At 59.1% G+C, this 15619-nt stretch carries 12 protein-coding genes and 1 riboswitch; of the genes, 8 read left to right on the forward strand and 4 right to left on the reverse strand.

Annotated elements, in window-relative coordinates; all coding sequences use genetic code 11:
- Positions 1–387: 387 nt before the first annotated feature.
- From ilvN to FJU30_RS01030, 3 genes are all read right to left on the reverse strand, one after another.
- On the reverse strand, positions 388–888 hold the full coding sequence (ilvN, locus tag FJU30_RS01020) for an acetolactate synthase small subunit (protein WP_191091513.1): 501 nt from the start codon (positions 886–888) through the stop codon (positions 388–390).
- Entirely contained in the window at positions 888–2606 is a 1719-nt protein-coding gene (ilvI, locus tag FJU30_RS01025; protein WP_150433582.1) for an acetolactate synthase 3 large subunit, read from the reverse strand. The genes ilvN and ilvI overlap by 1 nt, the downstream gene beginning before the upstream one ends.
- A 321-nt stretch (positions 2607–2927) precedes the next feature.
- Entirely contained in the window at positions 2928–4730 is a 1803-nt protein-coding gene (locus tag FJU30_RS01030) for an AMP-dependent synthetase/ligase (protein WP_150433583.1), read from the reverse strand.
- Between the two features lie 606 nt (positions 4731–5336).
- Here FJU30_RS01030 and leuA point away from each other — a divergent pair.
- Genes leuA through leuD form a run of 4 tightly spaced genes read left to right on the forward strand, consistent with a single transcriptional unit; the run spans position 5337 to position 10023 of the window.
- Positions 5337–6914 (forward strand): 2-isopropylmalate synthase, encoded by a 1578-nt coding sequence (gene leuA / locus FJU30_RS01035; RefSeq protein WP_150433584.1) that lies wholly within the window; start codon positions 5337–5339, stop codon positions 6912–6914.
- Complete coding sequence (gene leuB / locus FJU30_RS01040; RefSeq protein ID WP_150433585.1) at positions 6914–8005, forward strand: 3-isopropylmalate dehydrogenase; 1092 nt, start codon at positions 6914–6916, stop codon at positions 8003–8005. The genes leuA and leuB overlap by 1 nt, the downstream gene beginning before the upstream one ends.
- A 1-nt stretch (position 8006) precedes the next feature.
- Positions 8007–9419, forward strand: a complete 1413-nt coding sequence (gene leuC, locus FJU30_RS01045) for a 3-isopropylmalate dehydratase large subunit (RefSeq protein WP_150433586.1) — start codon at positions 8007–8009, stop codon at positions 9417–9419.
- Between the two features lies 1 nt (position 9420).
- Complete coding sequence (leuD, locus tag FJU30_RS01050; RefSeq protein ID WP_150433587.1) at positions 9421–10023, forward strand: 3-isopropylmalate dehydratase small subunit; 603 nt, start codon at positions 9421–9423, stop codon at positions 10021–10023.
- A 197-nt stretch (positions 10024–10220) separates the two neighbouring features.
- Here the strand turns inward: leuD and sgrT are convergent, their stop codons facing one another.
- On the reverse strand, positions 10221–10388 hold the full coding sequence (gene sgrT / locus FJU30_RS01055) for a glucose uptake inhibitor SgrT (protein ID WP_223881490.1): 168 nt from the start codon (positions 10386–10388) through the stop codon (positions 10221–10223).
- Between the two features lie 99 nt (positions 10389–10487).
- Between sgrT and sgrR the strand changes: the two genes are divergently transcribed.
- From sgrR to thiQ, 4 genes are all read left to right on the forward strand, one after another.
- Positions 10488–12185 (forward strand): HTH-type transcriptional regulator SgrR, encoded by a 1698-nt coding sequence (sgrR, locus tag FJU30_RS01060; RefSeq protein ID WP_150433588.1) that lies wholly within the window; start codon positions 10488–10490, stop codon positions 12183–12185.
- Positions 12186–12187: 2 nt separating this feature from the next.
- Positions 12188–12298, forward strand: a riboswitch (TPP riboswitch).
- A gap of 43 nt (positions 12299–12341) precedes the next feature.
- On the forward strand, positions 12342–13325 hold the full coding sequence (thiB, locus tag FJU30_RS01065) for a thiamine ABC transporter substrate binding subunit (protein ID WP_150433589.1): 984 nt from the start codon (positions 12342–12344) through the stop codon (positions 13323–13325).
- Positions 13301–14911 (forward strand): thiamine/thiamine pyrophosphate ABC transporter permease ThiP, encoded by a 1611-nt coding sequence (thiP, locus tag FJU30_RS01070; RefSeq protein ID WP_150433590.1) that lies wholly within the window; start codon positions 13301–13303, stop codon positions 14909–14911. The genes thiB and thiP overlap by 25 nt, the downstream gene beginning before the upstream one ends.
- Entirely contained in the window at positions 14895–15542 is a 648-nt protein-coding gene (gene thiQ, locus FJU30_RS01075; RefSeq protein WP_150433591.1) for a thiamine ABC transporter ATP-binding protein ThiQ, read from the forward strand. The genes thiP and thiQ overlap by 17 nt, the downstream gene beginning before the upstream one ends.
- Positions 15543–15619: the final 77 nt, after the last annotated feature.

The following is a 15619-nucleotide window of genomic DNA, read 5'->3' on the forward strand; positions in this document are numbered from 1 at the left end:
CGATCCTATGACCATATTTTAATCATGGGTATCTTTGGATCTAACCGCAGAAAACCCTGAGGAGCAACCGCTTTCGCGCTTAAATAAATAACCTATTACGTCACTCTAAATAATTCGGGCTGCCGGAAGGCGACGACGCAGCGAATCCCGGCGGCTTACCGCAGTAAGAAACCGGGCAAAGCGACAAATCCGCCGCAAGCGGATTTGAACGCCGCTGGCGGCGGCCCCCAGGGGCGAGGCCCATTGATGGACCGGCAACAAAGCCAACTCACCTGCAGCCAGAAATACGACGGGTATAAGCAAAAATCAGAAGCCCGCCAGTTGGCGAGCCTCTGAGACAGAAAATAATACCTTAGCCGAAAGAATAAAAGATATCCGTGCGCCGGATCAGCGCATGATCTTTTCACCGCGCGATACGCCGACGATGCCGGAGCGCGCCACTTCGACGATTTCCGCCACTTCGCGCACCGTCACCGTATTCAGGAAGGCGTCCAGCTTATCGCTGGTGCCGGCAAGCTGAACGGTGTACAGCGATGAGGTGACGTCCACGATCTGGCCGCGGAAAATATCGGCGCTGCGTTTCACCTCTTCACGCCCATAGCCCGTCGCTTGCAGTTTCACCAGCATGATTTCACGTTCAACGTAGGCGCCCTGGGCCAGTTCGCTGACGCGCAGCACATCGACCAGCTTATGCAGTTGCTTTTCAATCTGCTCCAGCACCCGGGAATCGCCGACCGTCTGGATGGTCATGCGCGACAGAGTCGGATCGTCCGTCGGCGCGACCGTCAGACTTTCAATGTTATAACCGCGCTGGGCAAACAAACCGATGACACGCGATAACGCCCCTGATTCGTTTTCCAGTAATACCGATAAAATCCGGCGCATCATCAGGTCCTCTCCGTTTTGCTGAGCCACATTTCGTCCATCGCGCCACCGCGAATCTGCATCGGGTACACGTGTTCACTGCCGTCCACTCTGATATCGACAAACACCAGCCGGTTCTTCTCCGCCAGCGCCTGAGCCAGCTTCGGCTCCAGCTCTTCCGGCCGATCGATAGCGATGCCGACGTGGCCGTAGGCTTCGGCCAGCTTGACGAAATCAGGCAGCGATTCCATGTAAGAGCTGGAGTGACGGCCGGAATAGATCATATCCTGCCACTGTTTCACCATGCCGAGGAAGCGGTTGTTCAGATTAACCACCACTACCGGCAGGCCGTACTGCAGCGCGGTGGACAACTCCTGAATATTCATCTGGATACTGCCGTCGCCGGTCACGCATACCACGGTTTCCTGCGGCAGAGCCAGTTTAATGCCCAGCGCCGCCGGCAGGCCGAAGCCCATGGTGCCCAGACCGCCGGAGTTGACCCAGCGTCTCGGCTTGTCGAACGGATAATACAACGCGGCGAACATCTGGTGCTGACCGACGTCCGAAGCGACCCACGCCTCTCCGTTAGTCAGCCGGTACAGGGTTTCGATCACCGCCTGCGGCTTGATAATGTCGCCGCTATCGTCATATTTCAGGCACTGACGGCCGCGCCACAGCTCGATGCGCTGCCACCAGTCGCGCAGCGCGTCGAACGATTGTTGCTGATCGCCCTGCGCCAGCAGTTCCAGCATGGTGCTCAACACATGTTTAGCATCGCCGACAATCGGCACATCCGCATCGACGGTTTTGGAAATCGAGGCCGGATCGATATCGATGTGCAGCACCGTGGCGTCGGGACAGTATTTAGCCAGATTATTGGTGGTGCGATCGTCGAAGCGCACGCCAACGGCAAAAATCACATCGGCGTTATGCATCGCCATGTTGGCCTGGTAGGTACCGTGCATGCCCAGCATCCCCAGGCTCTGGCGATGGGTGCCCGGGAAACCGCCCAGCCCCATCAGCGAGCAGGCCACCGGCAGATTCAGTTTTTCCGCCAGTTCGCGCAACCCGGCGGAGCAGTCGGCGTTAATTACTCCGCCACCGCTATAAACCACCGGCCTCTCGGCCGCCAGAAGCGTTTGCAGCGCGCGCCGGATCTGGCCTTTATGGCCCTGCACCGTCGGATTGTAGGAACGCATACTGACGTGATCGGGATAAAGGTAAGGCAGCTTATTGGCCGGGCTCATCACGTCTTTGGGCAGATCGACCACCACCGGACCGGGACGCCCGCTGGCGGCCAGATAAAACGCTTTTTTCAGCGTAGCGGGCACATCTTCCGCCCGCTTCACCAAAAAGCTGTGTTTCACCACCGGGCGGGAAATCCCCACCATGTCGCACTCCTGGAACGCATCCGAACCAATCAGCGACGTCGCCACCTGGCCGGACAAAATCACCAGCGGAATAGAATCCATATAAGCGGTGGCGATACCGGTAATGGCGTTGGTCGCGCCCGGGCCGGAGGTCACCAGCACCACGCCCACCTCGCCGGTGGAGCGGGCATAGCCATCCGCCATGTGCACCGCGGCCTGTTCATGGCGCACCAGGATATGCTCAACGCCCCCTACCGTATGCAGGGCATCGTAGATATCCAGCACAGCCCCGCCCGGATAGCCGAATACATGTTTCACGCCCTGATCGATCAACGATCGGACCACCATCTCGGCTCCTGACAACATCTCCATGGGTTTGCCTCCAGGCTTACATTTTTGTTCAGAGAGCGGAACGCGTTTCCGCATTGAGGGGAAAAAGCCCCGCGATCACACGATCGTCTTTAGGTTAAATATAATTGACTAACATAGCGTCTGGATATGGCTCAGGCAAACGCCAAAGAAACCACTCAAACAGTACAAGAAAAGGAAAAAACGGCTTTTTATCTCCTTTTCCCAGTAAAAAATCCCATGCCGCAGGCGAATAAATGAAAAATATACCATTCCATTGGCACTTAACAATACGAAAACCGCGGATTAGCCCGACGGCGCGCGCAGACCGAGCCGCAAGGGGCATCAGCCGTTATACATCGAATCGATTTCATTCTGATAGCGCTGATGGATCACGCTGCGCCGCAGTTTCAGCGTCGGCGTCAGTTCGCCCTGCGCCATGGAAAACGGCGCCGGCAACAGAGTAAACTTTTTCACCTGTTCAAAACGCGCCAGCTCTTTCTGCATCTCATGCAGCCGGCGCTCGAACAGCTCAATAATGTGGCTGTGCCGCAGCAGATCCAGCCGATCGTGATACTTCAGATTGATCGAATGCGCATACTCTTCCAGCGCCGTAAAACAGGGCACGATCAGCGCCGAGACATATTTACGCGCGTCGGCGATCACCGCGACCTGTTCGATATAGCGATCCTGGATCAGCGCACCTTCCAGCTGCTGCGGCGCGATATATTTCCCGCCGGTGGTCTTCATCAGATCTTTCAGACGCTCGGTGATAAACAAATTGCCGCGCGCGTCCAGTACGCCGGCGTCGCCGGTCTTCAGCCAGCCGTCCGGCGTAAAGGCCGAGGCCGTCTCCTGCGCACGGTTGAAATACCCCTGCATGACGATCGCGCCGCGCACCTGAATCTCATTTTCTTCACCAATGCGCACCTGTACGCCTGGCAGCGGCGTGCCTATCGAGCCGGGGAGAAAAGAGGATTCTTCCCAGCAGGAAACGGTGGCGCAGGTTTCGGTCATGCCGTAACCATAAATAAGGCGGATGCCGATCGACTGGAAAAACAGGATGATAGCGTCGTCCAGACGCGCGCCTGCCGCCGGCATAAAGCGCACCCGGCCGCCGAGCAGTTGACGCAATTTGCTCAGCGCCAGCCGTTCGGCCAGACGGTGACTTAGCCGCAGCAGCAGACCGGCCCGCCGCTGCTCCTGTCTTGCCTGAAACATTCGCCGCCCCTGCGCCACCGCCCAGCGAAACAGCAAACGCCGGCGCCAGTCGGACTGCGCGACTTTTTCGTGGATCGCCGCGTAGACCTTTTCATAGAAATGAGGAACCGCGCACATCAGCGTCGGCCGTACCGCCTGCATGGCATTCCTGACCAGACCGGTATCGGCGAGAAAAACATTCTGCGCGCCGCTGTGCATGACGAAAAAGCTCCAGGCGCGTTCGAATACGTGGGACAACGGCAGGAAGCACAGGGAGACATCGTCTGGCTCAATCTTCAGGCGCTGCTCATGCAGCCGAAGCTGGGTCGCTATATTGGCGTAATCCAGCATCACGCCCTTCGGCTCGCCGGTAGTGCCGGAGGTATAGATCAGGGTAAAAAGATCGCTGAGACGACGCTGTTCAATGCGCCACAGCCACTCCTTGCGCCACAGCGCCACATCGGCCCGGGCGATAAGGTCGCTCAGCGTCAGCGCGATATCGCAGCCGCGCAAATCGATGCCGTCATCCAGCACAATAATATGGCGCAGCTGCGGGCAGCGTTCGCGCAGCGACAGCAGCGCATCGTACTGCTGCTGACCGCCGACAAAAATGGTGCGAATATCCGCGTCATTGATGATGAAGGCCGCCTGCGCCGGCGCGCTGGTCGCGTAAATCGGCACGGTCACCGCGCGAAGATGCAGAATGGACAGATCGGCCAGCGACCAGTTCATACTGTTGGCAGAAAAAAGCGCGATGCGTTCCTGCACGCCCACGCCCAGCCCCAGCAGCGCGCTGGCGATATGCTGTACGCGCCGGCCGATTTGCGCCCAGGTTAACTGCCGTTCCGCCTCAGGCCGCCAGTCGCGAAAAACCACCCGACCGGAACAATGGCTGATTTGCGCCTGAATACGCTGGACCAGATGATATTGCTGCAAATGGTTGGTCATAATTCGCCTGCTGATGAACGAGAACAGCGATAGCCGCTGGTTTACTCAATTACGGGATTGCCGCGCCTGCGTCGTTCACCTGGCCAAACCGGGCAGCGTCCGCCGCGCGGTCTGCCTCGTTCGCACCGGGCTGCGCAAACTCAGCGTACAGGTGTCCATTTTTTCGCAGCAGTCTACCGTCATCATGAAAAAGCGCAACGCTATTTCTGCCGCGCCAGGTCACAAATATCGCCGGCGGATGGGCGACGCAAGAAAACGCCGGATGAAAGAATCTCCGCAGGTTCGCGCGCGCAGCCCGCGCGCGACGGGCGATGCGTGGCAGAGAGATGGCCGGTCGCGCGCGATTGCCCCTAAATCAAATGTTGACATTAACGACGGAATCAAGTACCAATAGTAACATTGAGTGTTAAATCTATTTCGGCGACCAAATTCCATGTTCAACTTCACTTTCCTGCTAAGCCTACTACTAAACGCATCTCATTTGCGCGGTACGCTGGTGGGCGAAGCTCTGAACTAATTTAGCCGTCACCCATAAAAAACCCCGCGCCAATGCGCGGGTTTTTTTTTACCCGTCTGGCGCACAAGCATACGACAAGGAAACAACCGATGAGCCAACAAGTCATTATTTTTGATACCACGTTGCGTGACGGTGAACAGGCACTGCAGGCCAGCCTGAGTGTAAAAGAAAAACTTCAGATAGCACTGGCACTGGAAAGAATGGGTATCGACGTAATGGAAGTCGGTTTCCCGGTTTCTTCGCCAGGCGATTTCGAATCCGTCCAGACCATCGCCCGTCAGGTGAAAAACAGCCGGGTTTGCGGTCTGGCCCGCTGCGTGGAGAAAGACATCGATGCCGCCGCCGAAGCGCTGCGCGTAGCCGACGCCTTCCGTATCCATACCTTCCTGGCCACCTCGCCGATGCATATCGCCACTAAACTGCGCAGCACGCTGGACGAAGTGGTGGAACGCGCGGTGCGCATGATCAAACGCGCGCGCAATTACACCGACGATGTGGAATTTTCCTGCGAGGATGCCGGCCGGACGCCGATCGACGATCTGTGCCGGGTGGTGGAAGCGGCGATTAACGCCGGCGCCCGCACCATTAACATCCCGGATACCGTCGGCTACACCATGCCTTATGAATTTGGTGGTATCATTCACTCCCTGTTCGAACGCGTACCGAATATCGATAAAGCGATTATCTCCGTTCATACCCATGACGATCTGGGTCTGGCGGTCGGCAACGCGATGGCGGCGGTACAGGCCGGCGCCCGTCAGGTGGAAGGCACCCTGAACGGTATCGGCGAACGCGCCGGCAACTGCGCGCTGGAAGAGATTATCATGGCGATTAAAACGCGCCATAATCTGCTGAATGTCCATACGGACATCAAACATCAGGAAATCTACCGCACCAGTCAGATGGTCAGCAAGATCTGCAATATGCCGATCCCGGCCAACAAGGCGGTAGTCGGCTCGAATGCGTTCGCGCACTCATCCGGCATTCATCAGGACGGCATTCTGAAGAATCGCGAAAACTACGAAATCATGACGCCGGAATCCATCGGCCTGAAAGAAGTACAGTTGAACCTGACCTCCCGTTCCGGCCGCGCCGCGGTTAAACACCGCATGGCGGAAATGGGCTATCAGGACGGCGACTACGATCTGGACAACCTGTACGCCGCCTTCCTGAAACTGGCGGACAAGAAAGGCCAGGTCTTTGATTACGACCTGGAAGCGCTGGCCTTTATCAACAGCCAGCAGGAAGAGTCCGAGTTTTACCAGATGGACTACTTCAGCGTCCAGTCCGGCTCCAGCATCATCGCCACCGCCTCGGTTCAGTTGACCTGCGGCGAAGAGACGCAGTCCGAAGCCGCCACCGGCAACGGCCCCGTCGACGCCGTTTATCAGGCGCTCAGTCGCATCACCGGCTATCAGGTCGAACTGGTAAAATATCAGCTGTCGGCCAAAGGCCAGGGCAAAGACGCGCTGGGTCAGGTCGATATCGTGGCGGATTATCAGGGCCGTCGCTTCCACGGCGTGGGTCTGGCGACCGATATCGTTGAATCGTCCGCCAAAGCGATGGTGCATGTATTGAATAGCATCAGACGCGCTCAGCAAGTAGAAAAAGAAATCCAGCGTCTGCAACATCAGAATAAACAACAAAATAGTCAGGAAACAGTGTGATGACAAAAAGCTACCATATCGCCGTTTTACCCGGAGACGGCATCGGCCCGGAAGTAATGGTTCAGGCTCATAAAGTTCTGGAAGCGGTACGCCAGCGTTTCGGTTTCCGCATTACCACCAGTGAATACGACATTGGCGGGATGGCGATCGATCGCCAGGGTAAGCCGCTGCCGGAGAGCACCATCGCCGGCTGCGAACAGGCGGACGCCATTCTGTTCGGTTCGGTCGGCGGCCCGAAATGGGAACACCTGCCGCCGAACGAGCAGCCGGAACGCGGCGCGCTGCTGCCGCTGCGCAAGCACTTTAAGCTGTTCAGCAACCTGCGGCCGGCGCGCCTGTATCAGGGGCTGGAAGCCTTCTGCCCGCTGCGCAGCGACATCGCCGCCCGCGGCTTCGACATTCTGTGCGTGCGCGAACTGACCGGCGGCATCTATTTCGGCCAGCCGAAAGGCCGCGAAGGCAGCGGCATGCATGAGAAGGCTTACGATACCGAAGTGTATCACCGCTATGAAATCGAACGCATCGCCCGCATCGCGTTTGAATCCGCCCGTAAGCGTCGCAGCGCCGTGACTTCCATTGATAAATCCAACGTTCTGCAGAGCTCCATCCTGTGGCGAGAAGTCGTCAATGAGATCGCGAAGGATTACCCGGACGTCAGCCTGTCCCACATGTATATCGATAACGCCACCATGCAGTTGGTGAAAGATCCGTCCCAGTTTGACGTACTGCTGTGCTCCAACCTGTTCGGCGATATTCTGTCCGACGAATGTGCCATGATCACCGGCTCGATGGGGATGCTGCCTTCCGCCAGCCTGAACGAACAGGGCTTCGGCCTGTACGAACCGGCGGGCGGTTCAGCGCCGGATATCGCAGGCAAGAATATCGCCAACCCGATAGCGCAAATCCTGTCGGCCGCCCTGCTGCTGCGCTACAGCCTGGGCGAAGATGAAGCGGCTCAGGCTGTCGAAAACGCGGTTAATGCCGCGCTGGCCGAAGGTTATCGCACCGCCGATCTGGCTGGCAGCGGCAAATCCGTTACCACCGACGAAATGGGCGACGTCATTGCGCGCCTGGTCGCGCAAGGGGCATAACATGGGCAAGACGTTATATCAGAAATTGTTTGACGCGCACATAGTGCGGGAAGCGCCAAACGAAACGCCGTTGCTGTATATCGACCGGCATCTGGTGCACGAAGTCACCTCGCCGCAGGCATTCGACGGGCTGCGCGCCAAGGGGCGTCCGGTGCGTCAGCCGGGCAAAACCTTTGCCACGATGGACCATAACGTGTCCACGCAGACCAAAGATATTAACGCCAGCGGTGAAATGGCGCGCATCCAGATGCAGGAGTTGATCAAGAACTGTGCGGAATTCGGCGTACAGCTGTATGACCTGAATCACCCGTATCAGGGCATCGTGCACGTTATCGGGCCGGAACAGGGCATGACGCTGCCGGGCATGACGATCGTGTGCGGCGATTCGCACACCGCCACCCACGGCGCTTTCGGCTCACTGGCTTTCGGTATCGGCACCTCCGAAGTGGAGCACGTGCTGGCCACCCAGACCCTGAAGCAGGGTCGTGCGAAAACCATGAAGATCGAAGTCGTCGGCGACGCCCCGGTCGGCATCACCGCCAAGGATATCGTGCTGGCGATTATCGGTAAAACCGGCAGCGCCGGCGGCACCGGCCACGTGGTCGAATTCTGCGGCAAGGCGATCGAAGCGCTGAGCATGGAAGGCCGTATGACGCTGTGCAACATGGCGATCGAAATGGGCGCCAAGGCGGGTCTGGTGGCGCCGGACGACACCACCTTCGCCTATCTGAAAGGCCGTCAGTTCGCGCCGAAAGGCGAAAACTGGGAAGCGGCGGTCGCCTACTGGAGAACGCTGCGTTCCGATGCCGACGCCCGCTATGACAGCATAGTCACGCTGGACGCCTCCGGCATCGCGCCGCAGGTGACCTGGGGCACCAACCCGGGCCAGGTGATCGCCATCAATCAGGCTATTCCCGCGCCGGAATCGTTCAACGACCCGGTGGAACAGGCTTCGGCCGCCAAGGCCCTTGCCTATATGGGGCTGCAGCCGGGCATTAAATTGACCGATGTGGCGATCGACAAGGTCTTTATCGGCTCCTGCACCAACTCGCGCATTGAAGATTTACGCGCCGCCGCTTCCATCGCCAAAGGCCGTAAGGTCGCCAGCGGCGTGCAGGCGATCGTGGTGCCGGGTTCCGGTCCGGTGAAGACGCTGGCGGAGCTGGAAGGCCTGGATAAAGTCTTTATTGAGGCCGGTTTTGAATGGCGTTTGCCGGGTTGCTCCATGTGTCTGGCGATGAACAACGACCGCCTGAACCCGGGCGAGCGCTGCGCATCGACCAGCAACCGTAATTTCGAAGGCCGCCAGGGACGCGCCGGACGCACGCATCTGGTGAGCCCGGCGATGGCCGCCGCCGCCGCCGTTACCGGTCGCTTCGCCGATATCCGCGAGCTGAGCAAAGAGAGAGACTGAGATGGCTAAATTTACTCAACACACCGGACTGGTCGTGCCGCTGGACGCGGCCAATGTCGATACCGACGCCATCATTCCCAAGCAGTTTTTGCAGAAAGTGACGCGCACCGGATTTGGTCAGCATCTGTTCAACGACTGGCGTTTTCTCGACGATGCCGGCCAGCAGCCTAACCCGGATTTCGTGCTGAACAAACCGCGCTATAAGGGCGCCAGTATTTTACTGGCGCGGGAAAACTTTGGCTGCGGTTCCTCGCGCGAACATGCGCCCTGGGCGCTGACCGACTATGGTTTCAAAGTCGTTATTGCGCCGAGCTTTGCCGATATTTTCTACGGCAACGCTTTCAACAACCAGTTGCTGCCGGTCACGCTGAGCGAAACCGATATCGACCGGCTGTTCACGCTGGTTAACGATCAGGAAGGCATCACCTTCACGGTCGATTTGGAACAACAGGTGGTTCACGCCGGCGGGCAGAGCTATTCGTTCGAAATCGACGGTTTCCGCCGTTACTGCATGATCAACGGTCTGGACAGCATCGGGCTGACGCTGCAGAACGAAGCCGATATTTCGGCTTACGAGCAAAAACAGCCAGTCTTCCTGCGCTAAGCCGGCCATACGTCGGCTAACCAGAGGCCCGCCGCGTGCGGGTCTTTGTCTTTTTTCATCCCCATTCCCGCCAAACGCGAATAAAAAAAACCAGCGATATGCGATCGCTGGCTGGTGAACAGCACCATTACTCAGAATTCAATTATGCCCGGCGGACGTCAGGGCGGTGGATGATCGAATGCCGATCGCGCCGCGGCTCATAGCCAGTGGCGATATTCCTCTTCCGACAGCGCGGCTATCTGCGATTGGGTCGTCTGCTGCAACAGAGCCAGACGTTGCCGCGCGGACAGCCACTTCAGCCAGGGCGTGCGGCATGTTTTCAAATGAGCCAGCCAGAAACGTTCGATACGCGTAGCCATCATCATTTACCTCCCGGTCAAACTCCACGCTTTCATTGCGTTCAAGTATCGACGTAATATAGGGAATGATAAATTGATGAGTTTCACGCGGAGAGTTCCCCTTTTATGTCCTCACCCCGTTTACATCAGCAGTTCGTTCGCCTGTGGCAATGCTGTCAGGGTCAGTCGCAGGAAACCACGCTGCAGGACCTGGCGCAGATGCTCAGTTGCTCGCGCCGTCATATGCGATCGCTGCTCTCCGCCATGCAGCAGCAGGGCTGGTTAACCTGGGAGGCCGAGGCGGGACGGGGAAAACGTTCGCGGTTGACCTTTATCTACAGCGGGCTGGGCCTGCAGCAACAGCGGGCGGAGGATTTGCTGGAGCAGGATCGCATCGAGCAGTTGATCCAACTGCTCGGCGATAAGGACGCGGTACGCCAAATGCTGTTGTCGCATCTTGGCCGCAGCTTCCGGCAGGGCAAGCACCTTCTGCGCATCGTCTATTATCGCCCGTTGCTCAACCTGCTGCCCGGCACGGCGCTGCGCCGCTCGGAAATACATATCGCCCGGCAGATATTTAGCGGACTGACGCGCATAAATGAGGAAAATGGGGAACTGGAGCCGGATCTGGCGCATCACTGGCAGTCGATTACGCCGCTGCACTGGCGTTTTTATCTGCGGCCGGCGATCCGTTTTCATCACGGCCGGGAAATGACGATGGACGATGTCATCAGTTCTCTGAGCCGGCTGGGCGCGCTGACGCTGTTCGCTCATATCCAAAAGATCGACTCGCCGACCCCCTTCGTGATCGATGTGCGGCTGAGCTGCGCCGACCGCTGGCTGCCCTGGCTGTTGGGCAGCGTGCCCGCCATGATCCTGCCGCAGGAGTGGCGCACGCTGCCCGATTTCGCCCGCAGCCCGATCGGCACCGGCCCCTATTCCGTGGTGCGCAACAACCACAGCCAGCTGAAAATTCAGGCTTTTGACGACTATTTCGGCTACCGCGCGCTGATCGACGAGGTCAATATCTGGGTGCTGCCGGAAGTGGCCGAAGAACTGCCTAACTCGATCCAACTGCAGGTGGATGATTCGTCCCATAACGAACTGGAGAGTCGGCTGGAAGAGGGCTGCTACTTTATTTTGTACGATCAACGCTCGGCCGCGGGAGCACGTCCCGAAGTGCGGCGCTGGCTCAGTCAGGTGCTTAGCCCCATCGCGCTGCTCAGCCAGGCCAATGCGCTGCAGCAGCGCGACTGGGCGCCCGCCTACAGCCTGCTGCCGCGCTGGCACCATAGCCAGCAGCAACCGCCCGAGCCAAAGCCGGCGGGGGTCGATAGCCTCACGCTGACCATCCATCGCGACCATCCTGAATATCAACAGATCGGTCAGATAATGGCGACGCTGCTGGCCCGGCATCATGTCGAGCTGCAGGTGAAGCAGGTAAGCTACGAGCAATGGCACCAGGGCGAAGCCGTCAGCGATATGTGGCTCGCCACCGCCAACTTTTATCTGCCGCTCGAATTTTCGCTATTCGCCCTGCTGTATGAAATACCGCTGCTGCAGCGCTGTCTGAAGCGCGACCTGAACGAGGAGGCCCTGCGGTGGCGCGCCGACAGTCTGGCGCTGGCCGAATGGTGCCGGATGCTGGTCGGCAGCCAGCAGCTGCACCCGCTGTTTCACCACTGGCTGCAGTTGCAGGGACAGCGCAGCATGCGCGGCGTGCGCATGAACACGCTCGGCTGGTTCGATTTTAAATCCGCATGGTTTGTTCCGCCGGAAAATCCGCGCTCCCCTTTCCCCGATGCGCCTAAGCCTCTACAATGAGCCCAGTCTCAACGGGGTGCGAAACCTGCCGCTGTCGCGGCGGTTTCGCTGAGAAATACCCGTCGAACCTGATCCGGTTAATACCGGCGGAGGGATTTGAGCGTGACCGCCGCTGACTCAAAGACCTTTGCCACTCTAAATGTTCAGGAGCGCAAAGTGTTAAAAAAAATCTTGTCCTGTCTGTTGTTACTCTCCGCTCCCGTGCTGGCTAAACCGGTACTCACGGTATATACCTACGATTCATTCGCGTCGGAATGGGGCCCGGGCCCGGCAATTAAAAAAACCTTTGAACAACAGTGCGACTGCGAGCTGAAGTTCGTCGCGCTGGCCGACGGCGTTTCCCTGCTCAACCGCCTGCGAATGGAAGGAAAGAATAGCGAGGCCGATGTGGTGCTGGGCCTGGATAATAACCTGCTGGAAGCCGCGGAAAAAACCGGTCTGTTCGTGCCCCATCGTCAGGATACGCCGCTGCTCAGCGTTCCCGGCGGCTGGACGGACGATCTTTTCCTGCCCTACGACTACGGCTATTTCGCCTTCGTCTATGACAAAAACAAACTAAAAAACCCGCCGCGCAGCCTGCATGAACTGGTTGACGGACCGCAGTCGTGGAAAGTGATCTACCAGGATCCGCGCACCAGCACGCCGGGTCTGGGCTTACTGCTCTGGATGCAGCAAGTGTATGGCGATCAAGCGCCGGAGGCCTGGCAAAAACTGGCGCGGAAAACCGTTACGGTCACCAAAGGCTGGAGCGAAGCCTACGGCCTGTTCCTGAAAGGAGAAGCCGATCTGGTGCTGAGCTACACCACTTCGCCCGCCTATCACATCATCGAAGAGAAAAAGGACAATTACGCCGCCGCCGGTTTCAGCGAAGGGCACTATATGCAGGTGGAAGTCGCCGGCCAGCTCGCGGCCAGCAAAAATCCGGCGCTGGCCAGCCACTTTATGAGCTTTATTATCTCCCCGGCGTTCCAGCGCGCGATCCCGACCGGCAACTGGATGTATCCGGTGATCAAAATCGAACTGCCCGCCGCCTTCGATACCCTGCCGGTGCCGGAGAAAACGCTGGAATACAGCACGGAGCAGGTGGCTAAACAGCGTAATGACTGGGTTCAGGCATGGCAACGCGCCGTCAGCCGTTGATTGCCGGTTGGCTATGGCCGGGACTACTGGCCGCCGTTTTGCTGATTCTGGTCGCCGCGCTGGCGTTCGGCGCGCTGTGGCGCCATTCGCCGGACAGCCAGTGGCGGACCATCTGGCAGGACGATTATCTGTGGCACGTTATTCGTTTCACCTTCTGGCAGGCGCTGCTTTCCGCTCTGCTTTCCGTCGCGCCGGCCATCCTGCTGGCGCGCGCCCTCTACCGGCGGCGTTTCCCCGGACGTCTGTGGCTGCTGCGTTTATGCGCGATGACGCTGGTTCTGCCGGTGCTGGTGGCGGTTTTCGGTATCCTTAGCGTCTACGGCCGCCAGGGATGGCTGGCGTGGCTGTTGAACGGGCTGGGGCTGAAATACGCGTTCTCTCCTTATGGGCTGCCGGGCATTTTGCTGGCGCACGTATTCTTCAATCTGCCGCTGGCGACCCGCCTGCTGCTGCAGGCGCTGGAAGGCATCGCCACCGAACAGCGCCAGCTCGCCGCGCAGCTCGGTATGAACGGCTGGCAGCATTTTCGTCTGGTGGAGTGGCCGCCGCTGCGCCGTCAGTTGCTGCCCGCCGCCGCGTTGATCTTTATGCTGTGCTTCGCCAGCTTCGCCACGGTACTGTCGCTGGGCGGCGGGCCGCAGGCCACCACCATCGAGCTGGCCATCTATCAGGCGCTGAGTTTCGATTACGAGCCCGGTCGCGCCGCGTTGCTGGCCTTAATTCAGATGACCTGCTGCCTCGGCCTGATCTTGCTCAGCCAGCGGCTGAACAAGGTGCTGCCGACCGGTTTCAGCCAGCAATACAGCTGGCGCAATCCACAGGACTCGCTGTTCCGCCGCCTGTACGACGGCGCGTTGATTGGCGCCGCCCTGCTGCTGCTGCTGCCGCCGCTGCTCGCCGTGATCGCCGACGGCCTGAATCCCTCGCTGCTTAGCGTATTGCGACAGCCGGCGCTTTGGCAGGCGCTGCTTACCTCGCTGCTGATTGCCGCCGGCGCCGGTCTGCTATGCGTCATGCTGACCCTGATGCTGCTGTGGAGCAGCCGGGAACTGCGCCAGCGTCAGCGTTACCTGCCGGGCCAGTTGCTGGAATTGAGCGGGATGCTGATCCTCGCGATGCCGGGCATCGTGCTGGCCACCGGTTTTTTTCTGCTGCTGACCAGCACCGTTGGCCTTCCGCGCTCGCCCTGGGGGCTGGTGATAATGACCAACGCGCTGATGGCGATCCCCTATGCGTTAAAGGTGCTGGAAAATCCAATGCAGGATATCGCCGCGCGCTTTACGCCGCTGTGCCAGTCGCTGGGCATTCGCGGCTGGTCGCGCTTTACCCTCATTGAACTGCGCGCCCTGCGTAAACCGTTCGCCCAGGCGCTGGCCTTCGCCAGCGTCCTGTCGATGGGCGATTTCGGCGCAATAGCCCTGTTCGGCAGCGAACAATTCCGCACGCTGCCGTTTTATCTGTATCAGCAGATCGGCGCTTATCGCAGCGAAAACGGTGCGGTAACCGCCATGATCCTGCTGATATTGTGCTTTTCCCTGTTTACTCTGATAGAAAAACTGACGGGCCGCCATGCTAATCCTCGATAAACTAACCTACCGGTATCAACACCATCCGATGTGCTTCGATCTGCGGATGCGAGCGGGCGAGCGGGTTGCCGTGCTGGGCCCAAGCGGGGCGGGTAAAAGCACGCTGCTGAGCCTGATCGCCGGCTTTCTGGCGGCGGACGGCGGTCAGCTACGGATCAACGGCCAGGATCACCGGCTGACCCCGCCCGCGCGGCGGCCGGTTTCCATCCTGTTTCAGGAAAATAATCTGTTCCCGCACCTGACCGTTGAACAAAATATCGGTCTGGGGCTGCACCCCGGCCTGCGCCTCAACGACGAGCAGCGCGACACCCTGCGCCAGATTGCACGCCAGGTAGGACTGGCCGATTTGTTGACTCGCCTGCCGGCCCAGCTTTCCGGCGGTCAGCGCCAGCGCGCCGCTCTGGCCCGCTGTCTGGTGCGCAGCCAGCCGGTGTTATTGCTGGATGAGCCTTTCTCGGCGCTTGACCCGGCTCTGCGCCAGGAGATGCTGCAGCTGCTGGAAAACGTCTGCGACCAGCGTCAGCTGACCTTACTGATGGTGTCGCACAATATGGATGATGCGGCCTGGATCGCCAGCCGCATCGTCACCGTAACAGACGGACGCATCAGCGACGATCGGGCAATCGGCTAATCAAAGCGAATCGGCGGAGAAGCTATCCGGTGGCGCCGGCCGGCAGCGGCGTAGAAAAGATCGGTCGCTCATCGAGC

Source organism: Affinibrenneria salicis (assembly GCF_008710095.1).

Excerpts from the sequence above, each read along its gene's own strand:
- leuA (WP_150433584.1), top strand. The coding sequence starts at position 5,337 with ATGAGCCAACAAGTCATTATTTTTGATACCACGTTGCGTGACGGTGAA.
- ilvI (WP_150433582.1), bottom strand. The coding sequence starts at position 2,606 with ATGGAGATGTTGTCAGGAGCCGAGATGGTGGTCCGATCGTTGATCGAT.
- sgrR (WP_150433588.1), top strand. The coding sequence starts at position 10,488 with ATGTCCTCACCCCGTTTACATCAGCAGTTCGTTCGCCTGTGGCAATGC.
- thiP (WP_150433590.1), top strand. The coding sequence starts at position 13,301 with ATGGCAACGCGCCGTCAGCCGTTGATTGCCGGTTGGCTATGGCCGGGA.
- sgrT (WP_223881490.1), bottom strand. The coding sequence starts at position 10,388 with ATGATGATGGCTACGCGTATCGAACGTTTCTGGCTGGCTCATTTGAAA.
- leuB (WP_150433585.1), top strand. The coding sequence starts at position 6,914 with ATGACAAAAAGCTACCATATCGCCGTTTTACCCGGAGACGGCATCGGC.
- FJU30_RS01030 (WP_150433583.1), bottom strand. The coding sequence starts at position 4,730 with ATGACCAACCATTTGCAGCAATATCATCTGGTCCAGCGTATTCAGGCG.
- thiQ (WP_150433591.1), top strand. The coding sequence starts at position 14,895 with ATGCTAATCCTCGATAAACTAACCTACCGGTATCAACACCATCCGATG.
- ilvN (WP_191091513.1), bottom strand. The coding sequence starts at position 888 with ATGATGCGCCGGATTTTATCGGTATTACTGGAAAACGAATCAGGGGCG.
- leuC (WP_150433586.1), top strand. The coding sequence starts at position 8,007 with ATGGGCAAGACGTTATATCAGAAATTGTTTGACGCGCACATAGTGCGG.
- leuD (WP_150433587.1), top strand. The coding sequence starts at position 9,421 with ATGGCTAAATTTACTCAACACACCGGACTGGTCGTGCCGCTGGACGCG.